Source organism: Paenibacillus riograndensis SBR5, assembly GCF_000981585.1.
In the GTDB taxonomy this organism is placed as follows: Bacteria; Bacillota; Bacilli; order Paenibacillales; family Paenibacillaceae; genus Paenibacillus_AQ; species Paenibacillus_AQ riograndensis.
The window spans coordinates 3,798,228-3,816,801 of sequence record NZ_LN831776.1 but is presented as its reverse complement, the minus strand read 5'-3'; the positions used below and the strand labels follow the sequence as shown (position 1 = coordinate 3,816,801).

The 18,574-nt window shown below is 51.5% G+C and carries 16 protein-coding genes; 3 read left to right on the top strand and 13 right to left on the bottom strand.

What is annotated here, in order from left to right; genetic code table 11:
- The first annotated feature begins 82 nt into the window (after positions 1-82).
- Positions 83-982: a DMT family transporter gene (locus tag PRIO_RS15945; protein WP_020431629.1), complete on the top strand. Its 900-nt coding sequence runs from the start codon at positions 83-85 to the stop codon at positions 980-982.
- Between the two features lie 122 nt (positions 983-1,104).
- On the opposite strand, the gene PRIO_RS15940 is transcribed toward PRIO_RS15945, so the two are convergent.
- The 4 genes from PRIO_RS15940 to PRIO_RS15925 all read right to left on the bottom strand — a co-directional run bounded on the left by PRIO_RS15940 (position 1,105) and on the right by PRIO_RS15925 (position 5,289).
- Positions 1,105-2,313: an L-serine ammonia-lyase, iron-sulfur-dependent, subunit alpha gene (locus PRIO_RS15940; protein ID WP_020431628.1), complete on the bottom strand. Its 1,209-nt coding sequence runs from the start codon at positions 2,311-2,313 to the stop codon at positions 1,105-1,107.
- A gap of 63 nt (positions 2,314-2,376) precedes the next feature.
- Complete coding sequence (locus PRIO_RS15935) at positions 2,377-3,213, bottom strand: enoyl-CoA hydratase/isomerase family protein (protein WP_020431627.1); 837 nt, start codon at positions 3,211-3,213, stop codon at positions 2,377-2,379.
- Entirely contained in the window at positions 3,203-4,042 is an 840-nt protein-coding gene (locus PRIO_RS15930) for an enoyl-CoA hydratase/isomerase family protein (RefSeq protein WP_020431625.1), read from the bottom strand. Before PRIO_RS15930 ends, PRIO_RS15935 begins: the two co-directional genes overlap by 11 nt.
- A gap of 29 nt (positions 4,043-4,071) precedes the next feature.
- Positions 4,072-5,289 carry a M20 metallopeptidase family protein gene (locus PRIO_RS15925; protein ID WP_197545425.1) on the bottom strand — a complete coding sequence of 406 codons (1,218 nt, stop codon included), beginning with the start codon at positions 5,287-5,289 and terminating at the stop codon, positions 4,072-4,074.
- A 233-nt stretch (positions 5,290-5,522) separates the two neighbouring features.
- Between PRIO_RS15925 and PRIO_RS15920 the strand changes: the two genes are divergently transcribed.
- Positions 5,523-6,836, top strand: coding sequence for a hypothetical protein (locus PRIO_RS15920; protein WP_020431623.1), 1,314 nt, complete (start codon positions 5,523-5,525; stop codon positions 6,834-6,836).
- Between the two features lie 156 nt (positions 6,837-6,992).
- Here the strand turns inward: PRIO_RS15920 and PRIO_RS15915 are convergent, their stop codons facing one another.
- From PRIO_RS15915 to PRIO_RS15900, 4 genes are all read right to left on the bottom strand, one after another.
- Positions 6,993-8,489 carry a DHA2 family efflux MFS transporter permease subunit gene (locus tag PRIO_RS15915; protein ID WP_020431621.1) on the bottom strand — a complete coding sequence of 499 codons (1,497 nt, stop codon included), beginning with the start codon at positions 8,487-8,489 and terminating at the stop codon, positions 6,993-6,995.
- A 23-nt stretch (positions 8,490-8,512) separates the two neighbouring features.
- The gene (locus tag PRIO_RS15910; protein ID WP_020431619.1) at positions 8,513-9,133 is read right to left on the bottom strand and encodes a TetR/AcrR family transcriptional regulator; all 621 of its coding nucleotides are present in this window, start codon (positions 9,131-9,133) and stop codon (positions 8,513-8,515) included.
- A gap of 169 nt (positions 9,134-9,302) precedes the next feature.
- Positions 9,303-10,076, bottom strand: a complete 774-nt coding sequence (locus PRIO_RS15905) for a stalk domain-containing protein (protein ID WP_039790606.1) — start codon at positions 10,074-10,076, stop codon at positions 9,303-9,305.
- 152 nt (positions 10,077-10,228) lie between these two features.
- Positions 10,229-10,993 (bottom strand): M15 family metallopeptidase, encoded by a 765-nt coding sequence (locus PRIO_RS15900; protein WP_020431614.1) that lies wholly within the window; start codon positions 10,991-10,993, stop codon positions 10,229-10,231.
- A gap of 270 nt (positions 10,994-11,263) precedes the next feature.
- On the opposite strand from PRIO_RS15900, the gene tnpB reads away from it, so the two are divergent.
- Positions 11,264-12,343 (top strand): IS200/IS605 family element RNA-guided endonuclease TnpB, encoded by a 1,080-nt coding sequence (tnpB, locus tag PRIO_RS15895; protein WP_046503403.1) that lies wholly within the window; start codon positions 11,264-11,266, stop codon positions 12,341-12,343.
- Between the two features lie 684 nt (positions 12,344-13,027).
- On the opposite strand, the gene PRIO_RS15890 is transcribed toward tnpB, so the two are convergent.
- Genes PRIO_RS15890 through PRIO_RS15870 form a run of 5 tightly spaced genes read right to left on the bottom strand, consistent with a single transcriptional unit; the run spans position 13,028 to position 18,565 of the window.
- A complete protein-coding gene (locus PRIO_RS15890) occupies positions 13,028-14,221 on the bottom strand; it encodes an acyl-CoA dehydrogenase family protein (RefSeq protein WP_020432153.1) in 1,194 nt (397 codons plus the stop codon).
- The gene (locus PRIO_RS15885; RefSeq protein WP_046503400.1) at positions 14,218-15,588 is read right to left on the bottom strand and encodes an LLM class flavin-dependent oxidoreductase; all 1,371 of its coding nucleotides are present in this window, start codon (positions 15,586-15,588) and stop codon (positions 14,218-14,220) included. The genes PRIO_RS15890 and PRIO_RS15885 overlap by 4 nt, the downstream gene beginning before the upstream one ends.
- 20 nt (positions 15,589-15,608) lie before the next feature.
- Positions 15,609-16,607 carry an ABC transporter ATP-binding protein gene (locus PRIO_RS15880; protein ID WP_020432147.1) on the bottom strand — a complete coding sequence of 333 codons (999 nt, stop codon included), beginning with the start codon at positions 16,605-16,607 and terminating at the stop codon, positions 15,609-15,611.
- Positions 16,604-17,608, bottom strand: a complete 1,005-nt coding sequence (locus tag PRIO_RS15875; RefSeq protein WP_046503397.1) for an ABC transporter ATP-binding protein — start codon at positions 17,606-17,608, stop codon at positions 16,604-16,606. Before PRIO_RS15875 ends, PRIO_RS15880 begins: the two co-directional genes overlap by 4 nt.
- A gap of 42 nt (positions 17,609-17,650) precedes the next feature.
- Positions 17,651-18,565, bottom strand: coding sequence for an ABC transporter permease (locus tag PRIO_RS15870; RefSeq protein ID WP_046503394.1), 915 nt, complete (start codon positions 18,563-18,565; stop codon positions 17,651-17,653).
- Between the last annotated feature and the right edge of the window lie 9 nt (positions 18,566-18,574).

Genomic DNA, 18,574 nt, shown 5'->3' with positions numbered 1-18,574 from the left:
ATAAACATTCAGTTAACTTATGTATTCGAGCATATTATACTATAGTGGCTTGCAACTTGGAATGATGAAGGATGATGAAGGAATGAAGCCGCTTAAGGCTGAGCTGATGCTTTTTGTAGTAACTATGTTCTGGGGCTCTTCTTACCTGTTCATGAAGATGGGTCTGGGGTCGCTCGGAGAGTTCAACCTCATTGCGCTGCGCTTTGGGCTTGCTTTTATCCTGGCAGCGGTTTTGTTTCACAAGCGCCTTAGAACAGTAGATGCCCGGACAGTGAAATATGGGGCATTGCTGGGTTTCCTCCTGCTCGGAGTCTTCACCTGCATCACCTTCGGGCTAAAGACGACCACGACCTCGAATGCCGGCTTCCTCGTAGCGCTAACCGTGGTGTTCGTCCCCATGCTGGAGGTTCTGGTCTTCAAAAAAAGAGTCGCGCCCCCGCAGCTCTTCGGCGCTATTCTCGCCATCAGCGGCATCGGGTTGCTTACGCTGAACGGCTCACTGCAGGTCCGTCCCGGCGACCTTCTCTGTATCTTGTCTGCCGTGTTCTATGCGGTGCAGATCCTGGTCACAGCCCGGGCGGTCAAGACCGGCGACTCGCTGAACATCGGCATTCTGCAGCTCGGCTTCGCCGGAGGCTATGCCCTGATTCTGTCGGCCGTCTTCGAGACACCTTCGCTGCCGGCCACCCTGCCCGGCTGGATTGCTGTTCTCGCCCTCGGCATCTTCTGCAGCGCCTGCGGCTTCATCCTCCAGCCCGTGGCCCAGAAGCACACCTCACCGACCCGCACCGGCCTGATCTTCGCCCTGGAGCCTGTCTTCGCTGCCTTCTTCGGCTACTGGTTCGTGCATGAGAAGCTCTCCCTCCAAGGCTACACAGGCGCAGCGCTGGTTCTGCTGGGCATCGTTGCCTCGGAGCTGCTGGGTAAGCTGCATTTTGTTCCTCCGGCAAGGATGCTGAAGAAACGGCGGGCGAATCTGTAGCTTAGTACCACACCAGCCTCCTTATATATAGCACAAAAAAAACGTCCCTTCCTGCCAACCGGCAGCAAGGGACGTTCTTCATTTTTACAACGGTACTCCCTTAGTGGACCTCACAGCTGAGCTTAACTGTCTATTTTGTAAAGTTTAGCGAGCCCGCCTTCTGAAGTTTCGCGGTAACTACTGTTCATATCCTGGCCTGTCTCATACATGGTCTGTACAACCAGATCAAAAGATATCTTACGGGTACCAGACAAGAATTTAGCCAGGCTCAGCGCATTGATCGCCCGCATCGCACCCACAGCATTCCGCTCAATGCAAGGGATCTGAACAAGTCCGTTAATCGGATCACAGGTTAAACCCAAGTGGTGCTCCATAGCAACCTCCGCCGCATACTCAATCTGGTCGATCTCCATACCAGACAGTTCAGCCAGTGCAGCCGCTGCCATAGAGCAAGCCGTGCCAACCTCCGCCTGGCAGCCGCATTGAGCGCCGCTGATGGAGGCGTTCTGCTTGACCAGATTGCCAATGAGCCCGCCGACGGCCAGCGCCCGGAGAATCCGTTCGTCCGGGACCTGCAGCTTCTCCTGCATATAACGGAGCGAGGCGGGCACAACACCGCTGGCCCCGCAGGTTGGAGCAGTTACGACTGTGCCGGCGGCCGCATTCTGTTCGTTGACGGCAAAAGCGTACGCGCTAACGATCCGATTCTCACGCGTCTCCGGGCTCTCATCCATATCCCGCTGATGATAGAGATATTTCGCCTTGCGTTCGACATGAAGACCGCCTTCCAGAATACCTGTGACGGACAGCCCTTCGTCGATCGACCGCTTCATCGCTTCCCAGATTCCTTGGAGGAATTCCCAGATCTGATTGCCTTCACGCTGCTCGACATAATCGCTTAGCCGGATATGATTCGCTTTACAAAAGGCACTGATCTCTGCAAAGCTGTTCTCCGGGTAAACATCAGGCCCATGCGTCTCCTCCCGCCCCTCAATTACGATATCCCCGCCGCCGATACTGACAGCACGCATGGAATTGGTTTGCTGACCGTCTTGGTAAGCGAACAAGTCCATCGTATTGGGATGGGGCAGAACAAAATCTGGCTGCGGAACAAATTCAACCTCCGCTGAAGCGGGTGACAATGCGCGAATAATGGCCTTGTCCGTCATATGGCCTTTGCCTGTTTTGGCAAGGGAACCATAGATCAGTGCCTTGAACTGGTCTGCGTCTTCATTTTCTGCTTTGAAGATTCTGGCCGCCTTCTCCGGCCCCATGGTATGGGAGCTGGACGGTCCACTGCCAATCTTATATAGCTCAGTCAACGATCTCATAGCACCCTTATCCCTTCTCAGTTGTCTTTGGCTTAAGATCTTCATCCTGCGGTTTGACCAGGCTTATCGCCCATTCCTCTGAAAACGTTCCTTGAGCTTCATCAGCCGCTCATGAATCCCCTCTTCATCAATCGCCATGTCAACCAATTGGTGAGTAAGCTGAAGACCTTGATTCTCTGCAAAAGCTTGTTTCCAAGGGTGCGATACAATCGAATGCGTAAGATGTCTTGTAGAGCGGGGTGCCTGCATGATCATCTCTGCCAGCCCCCATGCCCGTGGAAGAAGCTGTTCACGAGGCAGTACCTCACTGATCAGACCGAGGTCCAGTGCCTCTTGGGCAGTAATGTTCAAGCCCGTGTATGCGTAGTATGCCGCTTTTTTGCTCCCCAGTATCTTTTGAAGGGCCAGAACGATTCCGTCTCCAGGCGGAACACCGCCCAGATAATGGGCATCGAAGAACGCGGTGTCTTCCGCGCAAATGGTAATGTCACAAAGCGTTCCCAGCTGCCAGTGTGCGCCTGTCCCATTGATCGCCCCAATCGTGGGGATGTCCAGGCAATGAACCATATTTTCAATCATTCTGAGCGATTCATGATACATCTCCAGCTTCCGGCGATTCGGCCAATCCATGAATTTGGTGGTCCAGACTTCAGGATTGCCTATCTGCCACAGCTCTCCTGTCCCTGTAAGGATCATGACCTCATTCTCAGGATCACGGCCAATATCTGACCATACATGACCATATGCGGCTTGGACCGGCCAGTCGAATTGTAAAGGTCCCCCGTTAGTGTGCATACGCACTTCGAGGATGCCGTCGTGGCGGGTCATGAGGAATAAGTCCTTGTACTTCTCAGAGTACTCTTCGAACCGTGTAGGTCCTATCATCTTTCTATTGAACATCTTTGCCCATCAGGCGTCCCTGCATTTTCTTCAGCCGCTCCAGTGCTCCTTCTTCATCAATGGCCATGTCGTACATTTGGTGGGCCAGTTGGAACCCTTGATCGGCGACCAGGGCCTGCTTCCATGGACGGGAGATGATGGAGTGAGACAGATGTCTCGTTGAACGCGGTGCCTGCATGATCATCTCCGCAAGCTCCCATGCGCGTGGAAGGAGCTGCTCACGGGGCAGGACTTCACTGACGATACCCAGGTCCAAGGCGGTCTGACCATTGATATTCTTGCCGGTGTATGCATAATAGGCTGCTTTTTTGAAACCGATCATGTTCTGCAGTGTGAGCAGCATACCATCTCCTGGAGGCGTGCCTCCCAGATAATGCGGATCGAAAAAGTCCGCGTCTTCCGTACAAATGGTAATATCACAGAGTGTTGCAAGCTCACAGTGCGTTCCCGGACCGTTGACCGCCCCGATAGTCGGGATGTCAATGCAGAAGATCAGATTTTCAAGCAGTCTCAGTGATTCATGATACTGTTCGAGCTTCTTTTGCTTCGGCCAATCCATAAATTTCGTATTCCAGACCTCAGGGTCGCCAATCACCCATTTATCCCCAGTTCCCGAAATAATCATGACTTCGTTCTCAGGGTCACGGCCAATATCTGACCAGGCATGAGACCAGGCGGTATGAGCTTCCCAATTGTGCTTGTACGGACCTCCGCCCGTGTGAAGACGCACTTCAATGATTCCGTCACGACGGGTCATTAACAGGAATTCCTTGTATTTCTCCGAGTACTCTTCAAATTTGGTGGGTCCAATCATACGTCTCTCTGTCATTGTAATTCCTCCTAAGTTTGGTTTAGAGCTTATCTGTTACTTTCAAGCCAATCTCTGGCAAAAGCTGCGAAAGCCGCAGCCCCTCTATGAAGCACCTCATCCGAGAACATCGTCTTAGGATGGTGTACAGGGTAACTATAACCTTCTTCGGCATTGCCTGCGTTAAGAAACACTGTGGTACTTGGCACCGCCTGTGAGACAAAGGCGAAGTCTTCTGATCCCATTAATTTGCCGCCGGGTACCAGCTCAGTTATACCAATATAGGAGCCGTCGCCAAAGGTATTTCCAATCGAAGCCCTCATTTGCTCATTAAGTCCGCCATCCGTTTTCACTTCAGGACAACCCCTCGTATAGATCACTTCCACCTTGGCCTGAAAAGTATCTCCGATCCCTGCGCTAATTTCGCGGATACGGGTTTCCACTTTATCCCGCAAAGCGGCGTTAAATGTGCGCACGCTTCCTTTCAATCTGGCCGTATCGGGAATCACGTTGTTCGTAGTTCCACCTTCCATCACGCCGATGGTAAGCACTGCATTATCAATCGGCGAAATTTCCCGGCTGAGGATACCCTGCAGTGCCAGATGTAGATGAGCAGCCACATTTAAGGGGTCCACTGCGGCCTCGGGCATCGCTCCATGTGAGCCCCTTCCGCGGATGATGATTTCGAACCAATCCGAAGAAGCAGAGATCGCTCCACCTTCCTCAGGCACAACAAATTGTCCGATAGGAAGCGGCATTCCGGTCAACACATGGAGCATCATGGCTGCATCCACTTTAGGATTGTCGAGAATCCCATTCTCCAGCATCATCTTTGCCCCGTGCAGAGTCTCTTCACCCGGCTGAAACATAAGCTTAACCGTCCCGCGAAGCTGCCCTTCGCTCGCCTTCAGGATCTCCGCAGCTCCGAGCAGCATGGAAGTATGCATGTCATGCCCACAGGCGTGCATGTTTCCATTCAACGATGCGTAAGACAGCTCCGTTTCCTCTTGAATGGGCAGCCCGTCCATATCTGCACGAACAAGAATCACCTTCCCGGCATGTTGACCGCCGATCGTAACCATTAGACCTGATTCTCCTACGGGAGCGGGCTTAAGCCCCATCGACTCCAACACCTCTTTTACGTAGGCCGTTGTCCTGGGCAAACTTAAATCAAGTTCCGGAACCGCATGAAGATGATGCCTGTACATGACCATTTTGTCCTGCAGCTGATGGGCCATACTCAAAAAGTCTCCAGCTTTTTCAATCACAAATGAACATCTCCCAAAACACAAATTAAATGAATGTTAGAACAGAGTGAACATTCCCCCTTTGTATTTTAAGACTTTTTAAGAACACTTTTATCGTACTGGTATTTTTATTCGCTGTCAAGAGATTATTAGACATTTTAAGAACATTATTTCGGAGGCTGCCGGAACATTGTAATATCACATTTATTGTGATATAACTCTTTTGATTGGACTGTTAATGAAAGGAATCTATTATGAAAATCAACCTGGGTATTATCACGCCAGAGACCCATATGGATTATTTCCGCGCCATTGAAGAAGAAATGCGGCCCTTATGCCAGTTCCGCTTCCTTACCATCAGCAACTTCCGGGAAACTACAGACATCTATCTCAAAAACCTGGATTCGGTGGATGGATTTGTGATCAGCGGCAGGATGCTTTACGAGTCAATCGATAAGGAATGCCTGGATGACAAGGTGCCTGTTCACATTTTGCACGATGATGAGAACCTGCTGTACAGGGAGCTTTTCCGGCTGCTGGTTACAGAACCCGGGCTTGATATATCGAGGATCTATGTGGATTATGCGTATGTTATCGATTCTTTCAGTGAATTCCAGCAGTATCTGACTCACGAAGGAAAGCCCGTAGACAGCGGAGATCTGCTGGAGCGGGTGGAGACCATGCTGGAGAACCATATCACGCTGTGGGAAGACAAGAAAATAGATCTGTCCATTACAGCGTTCGGCCACTTCGTTCCTGAACTCCAAAAGCACGGTGTCAGATATATCTTAATCCGCCCCACCTTGGAGAACGTCAAAGAGACGATCAGCGAAATCATCAATGAGATTACCATCCTCAAGCTAAAGAACCAGAGGGCAGTGGTCGCATGCTTATCGGCCCAGTCGGAGCAGCCGCCATCTACAGAGCAGCTTCAAGAGCTGAAAGTCCTTGTCGGCAGGTTTCTGCACGATATGAATCTGGCAGACACGGCCCAAATTTCGGATGGCTATGTCAGACTGTACACCACCTACGGCAATTTCATGAGGATCACCTCTAACGCGAATAATTGCACCCTGCTGGAGTATCTGGAAGAACGCATACAGGGCAAGGTGAAAATCGGTTGGGGTTCGGGGCACGAGTATTTTCAAGCTAACGTAAATGCCACCAAAGCCCACCGGCAGGCTGAAGCCTATACGGGCAGCTGCAGCTTTTTTATAGACGAGAATCAGAAGGTTATCGGCCCCATGCGGAGCATGCATGTCATACAGTTCTCAGAACAGGGTGACCCGGAAATCATCGCATTAGCCAAAAGGATCGGAATAAACAACATCAATTTACAGAAAATCATGTCCTATGCAGAAATCATGAGAACCAATAAATTATCCTCTGAGGATGTTGCAGAGTGCCTGTCCATGACCGTCAGAGGTGCAAACCGTATCCTTAACAAGATTGAAGAAAATAAATATGCACAAACGGTATTTGAAAAACGGGACAACAGCAAAGGGCGGCCCAAAAAATACTACGAGCTGTTGTTTCTCGACAAAGAAGGGCGCAAAAATGGCAAATGATACGCAATGTCTCATTTGCCATTTTGAGCTTCCCATTCGTTTCAGTATGAGTCCTTAACATGGGCATAAAAGTGCATTATATAGCACAAAAAGAACGTCCCTTCCTGCCAACCGACAGCAAGGGACGTTCTTCATTCTTACAACATTCGCTTAAGATTAATGTCCCATCATCATCGCGGGATCAGCGGTCTGAGCGTCCGGGGAAGCCGGAACAGCAGACACTTTAGGCTTGCGCAGAATCAGGCTGATGACCACACCTGCTACAGCGATACAGGCCGAGAAGAAGAACACATCATTGAATCCAAGAACCATGGCAGAGAGCGGATTCGCGCCAGCGGCCATTTTTCCCATATGAACTGCTATTTGACTGGTCAGGTAACCGGTCATTCCTGCCACTGCAAAGGACACCACAACCTGCTGGGCAGCAGCGGTGAGCGGTGTAACCCGGTTCACCCATTCACGCGGCGCCGAGTTCAGCACATGGGTGTTGACCGGCATCATGGAGAGACCCATGCCAAGCCCCATCATCGCCAGACAGGACATAATAAACGGCAGTCCAGTATCCACAGTCACATTCGAAAGCATAAAGAGTGCGGTTGAAATAATGCTCAGGCCGACAAATACCAATGGACGCGCACCGATTTTGTCAAACAGGCGGCCGCCCAGCGGCATGCCGATCCCGGAAGCCAGCGCCTGCGGCAGCAGGATCAGACCGGTTTCCAGCGGTGTATAATTACGGATCTGCTGCAGATACAGCGGCACGAACAACATGGAGCCGAACAATGCAGCCTGGGTTACCCAGCTTAGAATAATCCCCCGGGTGAAGTCAGATGAACGGAATACGCGAAGCTCCAGCAGAGGATGCTTGTGAAGCAGCTCTACAATGATAAACAACACCAGCGCCACACCGCCCACAGACAACCCTACAATGGCACCCGTTGAGGACCAGCTTTCACCGCCGCCCTGATTCACACCGTAGGCAAGCATGGAGAAGGCTACCGGAGCCAGGATAATACCCAGAATATCGAGATGGGCTCTTCCTTTCGTTTCTGTCTTCGGCAGATATTTAATGCCCAGCGTGATTCCTACGATTCCGATTGGTAAATTGATCAGGAAAATCCAGTGCCAGCTCACATATTCCACCAGCCAGCCGGACAAAACCGGTCCGAGTGCAGGAGCCAGCAGCATTGGAATACCCAGCAGACCCATGATCGACCCTCTGCGCTCCGGCGGAGCCAGTCTGAAGACCATCGCCATCCCGATGGGGGCAACCATCCCGCCGCCCAGACCTTGAATGACTCGGAAGAGTACCAGCTGGCTTGAAGTTTGCGCGATCGAGCACAGCATGGAGCCCAGTACGAACATGGCAACCGTTGCAACGAATACCTGCTTCGATCCGAAACGGTCCGTCATATAGCCGGCGAGCGGGATTACAGCAGCCAGGGCAAGTGTATATCCGGTAATGGCCCACTGCACAGTTTTGAGGTCAGTGTTGAAATACTCCACCAGCTTAGGTACGGCTACATTGACTACTGTACCGTCGAGGATAACCATAATCATCCCAACGATAATTGCCAGCAGCGGCGGCAGTATAGCTTTCAGTGAGAAGGGCTGCTCTGCAGGAGCGCCTTTCGCATTTGTTGTGTTTGACATTCTTTTCTCCACTCATTTCTCTATTAGTATTGATGAAAATAACGTTCGAACAACCCGTCAATCTGCTCCTCAATGGGCGGAGGGTTGAAGACCGGCATGAAATCCGCTTTGTCCGCAGGCAGGCTGGACAGCATGATCTCAGGAACAACCACTGCACCATATATCTGAAGCTGCATCATCATCAGCTTGTTTTTATCCTGCTCACCGGTGATTTCCTGAATAGCCTGCAAAATCTTTTCAAGCCGCATCATTTTGCAGTAACGGGAGTATTCATCCAGGGAACTCATAATATGATGTCTCTGCTCAAGCATTTGTCTCGCCATCCCGGGATAACGCTTGAGCTCTTCTATATAACGGATGAAAAATTCCTTGAGCCGCTCCCTTGGCGGCACTGTGTCGTCCTCCAGCACTTTAAAGGCGTCATCAAAGGTAGAGAGCAGCACCCTTACCGCATCTGCCAGCAGCTTTTCCTTAGAGCCGTAATGATAGTTGACAAGGGCCAGATTCGTCTCTGCTTTGGCGGCTATATTACGCATTGTGGCACAGCTGAACCCATATGCCCGGATCAAATCCACGGTCGCTTCAAGAATCGTCTGTTTCGTATCCTTATCTGCATGATCTGCAATGCTGTCGTTTCTGTTCATAGCTTAAGCTGCATCCCCCTTCCCCGGCATCTTGTCTAATCACCGTTTTAAACGCTGTTTAACAGAAACTAAATTTACTCCCAAAAAGCATTCCTGTCAATAGCCCTTTAGAAAAAAAAGAAGGCTTTCGTCCTTGCCGTAAGGACGATCACCTTCTTGCCTGCTGTGCTTATTGGACCGGACCGGCTGCCGCCTCGCTCGCAGCAAGGGGGGCCAGGGTCAGTCCGGTAATTTTTCCTGTTGTGTCCACGGTCAATGTCAGTGTTGCCTCGGACTTCGCAAAGATGAGTACACTTTGGATAGTCATTTCATCCTGCGCCCAGTGGCTGTCCGTGGTTTTCATTCCAAAGTAATTTCCAGCGGGAACCGCAACAGATTCCCAGGTTTTCTGGATGAGCTGCAAGAATGCCTGCTGGGACGCGGTATTGCTCAAGTAGCGCTCCTGAAGCTCCTGGTATTTGCCTGCCGCAAGCAGCCCGGTTACCGCGCCCGCAGTCACCTCGGGTGCATAGATCTCGGCTTGTCCGGTGCCCGGATTATAAGAGGCAATAAGCCCGATTGCATTAAAAAAGGATAGCGGAACATAAATGCGCTTCTGTCTGACTTCTATTTTATCATTTAATACCACTTTGTCTTTGCCGTTAAGCAAGACTGCATCCCCGCTAAGCTTGAAGTCAATGGTATCTTTAACCCGTGTAAGCTGAATTTGTCCGGTGCTTCCCTGATACGTTGTTGTATATTTGAGGGCTTCGGCTGTTTCCCGCAGCGGAATCATAAGATTCGATCCGCTTTTGTAAGGCGCCGACTCATCCAACTGCAGCAACTGTCCATTCAGAATTACCTTGATATGATCCGCGGCTTGTACGCGATGTGGCGCGAATAGCCCTAACCCGGCTGCCAATAACAGAATACTGAGGATTACGGTTGCGATTTTGATCTTCACATCGATTCCACCTCTCCTGTATTTGATTGACTAGGCATTCAAGCTGCTGCAACTAGACCTCACATTAAACATTACCCATTTGTTTTGATTTTATAACACTCCTGCTTTCGATGGAAGAAAAATCTTTATGGTTAATTGATCATAGAGCCTGCTTATTCTACATCGAAATTAAAGTACTGTGACGGAAAAGGCTCTTTGATCAGGGTGAAATGCCACCACTCTTTGCTGTAGGGCTTAAAACCATGTTTCACCATAGCATCCTTGAGGATTTTACGGTTAGCATGCTGTGTGGTGCTGATGAGTGAAGTATTGTAATAAGATATTTCTCCAAAAAAATCATACGGGCTGCCCATATCCACCAGGTTGCCCGTTTTGGCATACGCCAGCGTCAAATCAATCGTGCCGCCCCGGGTATGGCCTGATTTTTTAGCGATAAAGCCCAGCTTGAACAGATTACGCTTATCCAGCTTGGGATAGTACTGCTGCTTCATCTTAATGTCGGCGGCGTCCTGAGACCAGGCCACAAAATCATCCACTGCTTTTTGCGGGCGGTAAGCATCATAAATTCTTAGAATATATCCCTTGCGGGCCAGATCGTCACTCACCGCCTTTAAAGCTTTGGCCCCAACTTGTGAAAAGATGGCCAGCGGCGCTTTGTATCCGTCAACGCGTGATCCCGTAAAATTGTTCTCACTGAAATATCGTATTTCGTATTGTGCTGTAGGAATAATCTCGTCCAGATAAACGAACCCCTTGGGCAGGTTGTTTTTTTTCTGCACTTTGACCGGCTGGGAAACGGCCTTCTGTGCAGGTTCTGCCGCAGCGCTGCTGCCATGCAACATAAATGCGATGCCCAAGCTGACCGCGAATGTATAAGCCGTTATTTTTTTCGCTAAGGGCTGCTGTTTGCTGAACATTTATTTTCCTCCTCCATCTGCAAAGTCAACTTCAGGATAACCTATTCCCTTACCCGGCTCAAACCCATTCCCAGCAGACTGATGGCCGACAATAGAATAACCATACAATATCATCCTTTTTCTTTAACCATCAGTTGTCAGAATTCCCCCATTTCTAAAATGGTGGGATGAATGGCAACGGTCTTTCTTATCTAAAGGAAATTATCTTCCATAAATACGAACATTTGTGCTATGATGGATTCGTAAATTCCTGGAAAGGAGTTGCGAGGCATGTTCGTACTTAAAGCGTATAAGTATCGGATCTACCCCACCCATGAGCAACAACAATATCTGGCAAAGGTGTTCGGATGTGTCCGTTTTATCTACAACAAAATGCTTGCGGATAAGATCGAACACTATAAACAAACGGAGAAAATGCTCCATAATACACCTGCCAGGTACAAAAAAGAATACCCGTGGCTGAAAGAAGTGGACAGCCTGGCATTAGCAAACGTTCAGCTCAACCTGGAGAAAGCCTATAGGCATTTTTTTCGGGATAAGAACGTGGGTTTCCCTACATTCAAAAGCAAGAAAACGAACAACAATAGCTTCACAACGAACAATCAAAACGGAACGATAGCCACCAAAGCTGGAACGATTAAAATTCCGAAACTAAAGACAAGAATCCGAATCAAGGTACATCGTCCATTCTGGGGGCGAATCAAATCCTGCACCCTATCCAAAACACCATCAGGAAAATATTTTGCCTCCGTACGGGTAGAAACAGATATCGCTCCTTTGCCAAAAACAGAAAAGAAGATTAGCGTAGATCTGGGACTAAGAAACTTTGCGATTACTTCGTGTGGCGAAGTGATCGCAAATCCGAAACATCTTCGTCAATCGGAACAACGATTAGCCAAACTGCAAAAGGACTTGTCGAGAAAGAAGAAAGGAAGCCATAACCGAAATAAAGCACGTTTGAAGGTCGCCAAGCTTCATGAAAAAATAGCGAATCAGCGTAAAGACTTCTTGCACCAAACGTCAACCCAAATGATACGCGAAAACCAAGTGATCGTGATGGAAGACCTGCGTGTAAAGAACATGATGCAGAATCACAAATTAGCGAAAGCCATATCCGAAGTATCGTGGAGCATGTTCAGAGAGATGCTTACTTACAAATCAGAATGGTACGGTAGAGAATTGATGATTGCCCCAAAACACTTTGCGAGCAGCCAAAGATGTTCCTGCTGCGGCTACAAAAACGCAGAAGTGAAGAACCTTGCGGTACGTGAATGGACTTGTCCTGAATGTAGTGCACAACACGACAGAGATGTAAACGCAGCTAAAAACTTACTACAATTAGCCATATAAGATGGCAACGATTGGGCTAGGAACTAGCCTCTAAGCTTGGGTAAACTTGGAGCAGTAGCTCTATTGACCAAGAAGCACCCACCTCTTAGGTGGTGTGTAGTTCACTTATGCTTCTCCTGTCCAGTAATAGTAAAAAAGTAAAAGAGAGTGTCTCAAAAGCCATGAATAAAATAGCGGCTTAGGACACCCCCTTCATAAATAAATTATCTTGAAAAGGAATCAATATCACTTCTAAAAGCCTCCAAAGATTCCGGCGGAATCACTATGACTTTCTATCGGGCCAGGGCAAAATCCAGTTTGTAATAACTACGGACGAGTCTTGAGAAGAGGTAGGGGGTACGAAACATACTTTGTTGTACAATGTGCAAGATTTTTGCCCTTTTGGCGTGCTTAGAGCACATATTGCTGTATAATTTGCAGCATTATCACCCGATTGGTGCGCTTTTGGCCCATACTGTTGTACAACGCACAACATTATTGCCCATTTGGTGTACTTCGGGCACACTTTGTTGTACAACGTGCAAGATTTTCGCCTAGTGTGGTTAAGATACACATAGTTTGCATACGGACTCCGTCCAGATTCCTCTTCGGGCACATTTCGGAGACGTTTCATGATCCACCCGGCTAAGGATGCGGACAGGAGATCCCTTACTGGTGTGCATCAGGCTATTCTCCAGGTCAAGTTCACTGTCCCAGCTCATAGCGGCCAACCGCTTCTCTCTGCCGGTCCACGGGGTCATGCAAGGTCAGTGTGCGCGCGTTGCGATAGTACATATCGATCCCATATTTGCGGGAGGCCGCTCTTGCGCCCATGACCTGGAACACAGAGCCGGTTACTTCTAGCGCTGCATCGGTTGCGGCAACCTTGGCCCGGGAAGCGGCGGTCTGTGCTTCGGGCAGCAGTTCCGGCTGCTCATGACAGGCCCCCAGCAAGCGGGAGGCCCGAAGCACGAGCTGCCGGGCGGAATCGATGCGGACCGCCATATCCCCCATCCGCAGCAGCGTGAACGGGTCTTCCGCTGCGCGGCCCGCTCCCTGCCAGGGCCTGGCTTGCTCCAGAATATACTGACGCGCCTCCCGGAACGCACCGGCCGCCATGCCAACGAACTGGGCAGCGAAATTAACGTGGAACTGCGCAGCGAAAAACGAACTGCATGCGGAGTATGCACCCGGCCCGCCAGCCACATGACCATCAGGTACGAAAACGTTCACGGCTTCAACCCTGCCGCTGCCGGTTCCCCGCTGGCCGATGCCATCCCAATCGTCACTAACCGTCACGCCGTCTGCCGATAACTGGACAATCGGCATCATGTAACGCTCGTCCTGGCTGCCGCTTGCTTCCGCAGAGACGGAGCGCCAGAAGGCCCATTTGGCCCCCGGCGATCCGGTGGCGAAAATTTTCTTCCCGTTCAGGAGATAACCCCCGTCAGTATGCTCCAACACACTGGTTAGCGCTGTGCGGTCCTTATTCGCCTCGCTGCCAAAGCTGGCGAACAGATGCCCTTCCACAGCTTCCTTGAAGAAAAACTGCTGCTGCTCCGCCGTGCCCAGCGCATGAACCAGCTGCACTCCGGTGTTATGCAGAGCGAAGATCTGCGAAGTTGAAGAACACCAGGAGGCCAGCTCCATTAGTACGGCCGTCAGCAGAACCGCGTCTCCCCGGTAGCCTGCGCCTAGTCCACCATCCTTAACTGGAACGGACAATCCGGTAAATCCCGCTACCCGAAGGGCGTTGATTCCGGTGTAAGGATATCGACCTTCCCTGTCGGTCTCCTTCGCGGAGGGGCCAATAACGGCCGCACCCAGCCTGCGGACGCGCAGCAGGACTTCATATTGTGCAGGAGTATAATCCAGTGCTTCAGCTTGACTCCTGATCATGATAGTGTAGCAGGGTTGCGGAAGACGGTCCCCGGATGATGTTCCGGCAAGCGCGCCTGTCCTTTACCGAACAGCTTTTCGCGGAACGTGCCTTCCTCGTATTCTTTTTTGAAGATTCCCCGCTGCTGGAGAACAGGTACGACAAGATCCACAAAGTCCTCATACGATGCAGGCAGCACATAAGGCTCCAGATTAAAACCGTCTACATCGGTCTCTTCAACCCAGTATTGAATCTGATCGGCAATCTCTTCCGGTGTTCCGATGACAGTCAGGCCGCGGAACCCTTTTTTGAGGAAATCTTCCGTCACTTCGCGCACGGTCTTTTTGGTCTTGCTGTGCTTGGTGAACCGGTCAGTATGGGTCTGTCCCATTTCGGTGTGGATATTCTCAAAATAAGAGTCAGGATCAAGCTTGGTCAGGTCAATGCCGGTGACGTTGGCATAGCTGGACAATGTGGCTTCGGCACTTTGATAGGACAGATACTCGGTATGCTTGCGCTCCGCTTCCTCTTTGGTCCGGCCAACGACGACCGAAAGTCCCGTGAACACTTTGACCGCAGCCGGGTCACGTCCATATTCACGGGCGCGTCTGCGGATATCCTTGATTTGTTCCCGCAGCACCTCGGTGGTGGGAGCTTTCAGGAAGACGCCTTCTGCATGCTTGGCGGCAAACGCTCTCCCCCGGTCCGAACTCCCCGCCTGAAAAATCACCGGTGTCCGCTGCAAAGAAGGCTCTGAGCTGTGATATCCGGTCAGCTTGAAATACTTGCCTTCATGCTTGATTTTATGCACCTTGGACGGATCGGTGAATACCCGGTTTTCCCGGTCAATTTTCACCGCATCGTCTTCCCAGCTGCCTTCGAACAGTTTGTAACTCAGTTCCATATATTCATCAGCACTGTCGTACCTTTCATCATGCGGAAGGAACAAGTCCTCGCGCCCGAACAGGTCCGCAGCCGTCTTGTTGCTGGTCGTGACCACGTTCCAGCCGATCCGCCCATCCGTGACATGATCGAGGGATGAAAAACGGCGGGCATTGGCAAACGGCGCTTCATAGCTGGTGGAGGTCGTCATCGTGAACGCCAAATGCTCCGTCACCATCGACAGCGCGGGGATCAGCAGCATCGGATCATTGCCCGGCAGGCCTGTAGCTTCCCGGAAAGCAAGCTCTGTGCGTTCTTTGGGATAGCCGTAGGTATCGGCAAAAAACATAAAATCAAACTTGCCGCGTTCCAGGATTTTGGCGATCCGGGTCCAATAACCGATTTTGCGGTAATGTACACGGTTCTGCTCCGGGTGGGCCCAGATGCCTTGCGTGAGGTGATTGATGCTGTTCACTTCAAAGACTCCAAGATGAATTTGTTTCATGAATAATTTCCGCCTCTCTCTCATGACTGGACTACATGGCAAGCTACCCGATGGCCCGGGGCTACGCTGCGCTGAATGGGAACCTCTGATGCGCATTTCTCAAGGGCATACGGACAGCGGGTATGAAAAGCACATCCTCCGGGAGGATCAAGCGGCGACGGGAGGTCGCCTTGCAGAATAATACGCTCCTTAATCCGCGTAGGATCTGGTGCCGGTACGGCTGATAACAGCACCTGGGTGTAGGGGTGCAGCGGGTTCGCAAAGAGACTGTCGGTATCGGCCTCTTCGACCAGCTTCCCGAGATACATGATCCCGATCCGGTCGGAAATATGCCGGACCACCCCGATATCATGGGCAATGAACAGATAGGTCAGGCCCAGTTCGTCCTGCAGTTTACGCATCAGGTTAATAATCTGGGATTGGATAATGACATCCAGGGCCGAGACTGGTTCATCGCAGACGACGATCTTCGGATTCAGGATCAGGGCGCGTGCCAGGCCGATCCGCTGTCTTTGTCCGCCGGACAGCTCATGCGGAAGACGATAGTAATGTTCCATCTGCATGCCGACGGTCTGAAGAATATCCATCGCACGTCTCATCCGCTCTTCCGGCGAGCCGATGCCATGAATGACCAGAGGCTCCTCCAGGGCCTTGCCGATAATCTTGCGCGGATTCAGTGAAGAAAAAGGATCTTGAAACACCATTTGCAGCTCCTGGCGGTAGCCTCTTAACGCATGCCTGGATTGCCCGATCAGATCATTGCCTTGATACAGCGCTTCACCGGAAGTCGGCTCCGTCAGGCGCAGAAGTGTGCGGCCGAGCGTGCTCTTGCCGCAGCCCGATTCCCCCACGAGTCCATAAGTCTCTCCTTCATTCATTTCAAAAGAAACACCGTCCACTGCCTTGACCAGCGATTTGCGGAAACTGCCGGGGGTCCGGGCCGGGAAATGTTTCTTCAAATTCTTGACCTGCAGCAGCGGCTGCTTGGCTTCACCCGTTGCCAGACTCACAGCATTCATTCATAGTCCTCCTTCCCGGACATCTCATCGGCATGCCAGCACCGGACGGCTGTAGTCGTTCCAGGCAATACTTCAAGCGCCGGCATCTTGGCCCGGCACTGATCATCCGCATAGGCACAACGCGGGGCGAAGCGGCAGCCTTCCGGGATTTGATGCAGGGACGGGACACTGCCCTGGATCGCCTCCAGCTCCCGGCTGCGGTCTCCATCCAGCCGCGGAACGGCGCGCATTAAGCCTCTCGTGTAGGGATGAAGCGGCTGGGCGAACAATGTCCGCACATCGGCCATTTCCACCACCTGCCCCAGGTACATCACAACCACCCGGCTGCAGACCTCGGCTACGACCCCCAAGTCATGCGTGATGAACATCACACTCATGCCCAGCTTCTTGTTGAGACTGGTGAGCAGATCGAGGATCTGCGCCTGAATGGTGACATCCAGCGCGGTCGTCGGCTCGTCCGCGACAAGCAGCTTCGGCTCGCAGGCCAGTGCGATGGCAATCATGACGCGCTGCCGCATGCCTCCTGACAGCTGATGGGGATAATCATGCACTCTGCGTTCCGGCGCAGGAATGCCTGTCAGCTTGAGCAGTTCCACCGCGCGGGCCCAGGCCGCTTTTTTGCCGATGGATTGATGCAGCCGCAAAGTCTCCACAATCTGTTCCCCAATCGTATAGACCGGATTGAGCGAGCTTAACGGGTCCTGGAACACCATGGAGATCGCATTGCCGCGAACATCCCGCATTTGCTTCGGTGTCAGCTTAAGCAGATCCTGGCCGTTGTAGCGAATCTCGCCTTCATAACTGACTTGGCGCTTCTCATCCAGCAGCCGCAGTACGGACTGGGCGGTTACGCTTTTGCCGCAGCCCGACTCGCCGACAATGCCGACGATTTCGCCGGCTTCAATCTGGAGTGATACCCCATCCACCGCCGGCACCGTACCGCGTTCGGTATGAAAAAGCGTTCTTAATTCTTTAATCTCAAGAATAGGCACAGCTGCCATTCCGCACTCCTCCTTCCGGTTGGGTCAGCCGACTGATAAGGCTTATTTCTTCTTGTTCCCAGGTCTTCTCGCATGCGGGTCCAGCAGATCGCGCAGCCCGTCTCCGAACAGGTTCATCGCCAGCACTACCAGAACGAGCGCCAGCCCCGGAAAAATCGTCATCCAGGGTGAATTGTAAATATACAATTTACCGTCAGACAGCAGGTTGCCGAGACTGGGTGTCGGTGCCGGAATTCCGGCCCCTAGGAAGCTGAGCGCAGCTTCCACAATAATCGCTTCGGCAAAAATAAACGTGCCTTGCACAATGAGCTGGGGCAGCGTATTCGGGAGAATGTGACTCCAGATCATACGTGTCTGCGAAGCACCCAGCGCCTGCATGGCTTCTATATAAGTCTGCTCTTTTGCAACCAGTACGGCAGAGCGGACAATTCTGGCAATGGAAGGAATGAATACGATCGTCAGACACAGAATCAAATTGCCGGAACTCGGCCCGAGCGCAGCCATCATGGCAATGGCAAGCAGCGTGGCCGGAAAAGCAAACAAGCCGTCCATAATCCGCATTAAAATCTGGTCAAGCCACTTGTAATAACCGGAATAGAGTCCAATAACAAGCCCGATGGCCGATGCCCCGAGCGCAACTGCACAGCCAATCAGCGCCGACATGCCAATTCCATAGACTACCCGGGCCAGCAGATCGCGGCCGAAATTATCCGTTCCGAACAGATGTGTTCCGCTTGGGGGTGACAGACGGTTGACCACATCCACACCATAAGGATCTCCAGTAACCAGCCAGGGAGCCAGCAGGGATACAGCGGCAACGCACAGAATCAGAACACTTCCAATCACCATCGGCTTGTTGCCGGCAAAACGCTTCAAAAAAAGCCGCCGCTGCTCTAGCTTCAGTCTTTTCCGGATCTGCGCCCCTTCTTCCAGCACCTCGGCACCTAAAGTTGTCATTGGCAGCCT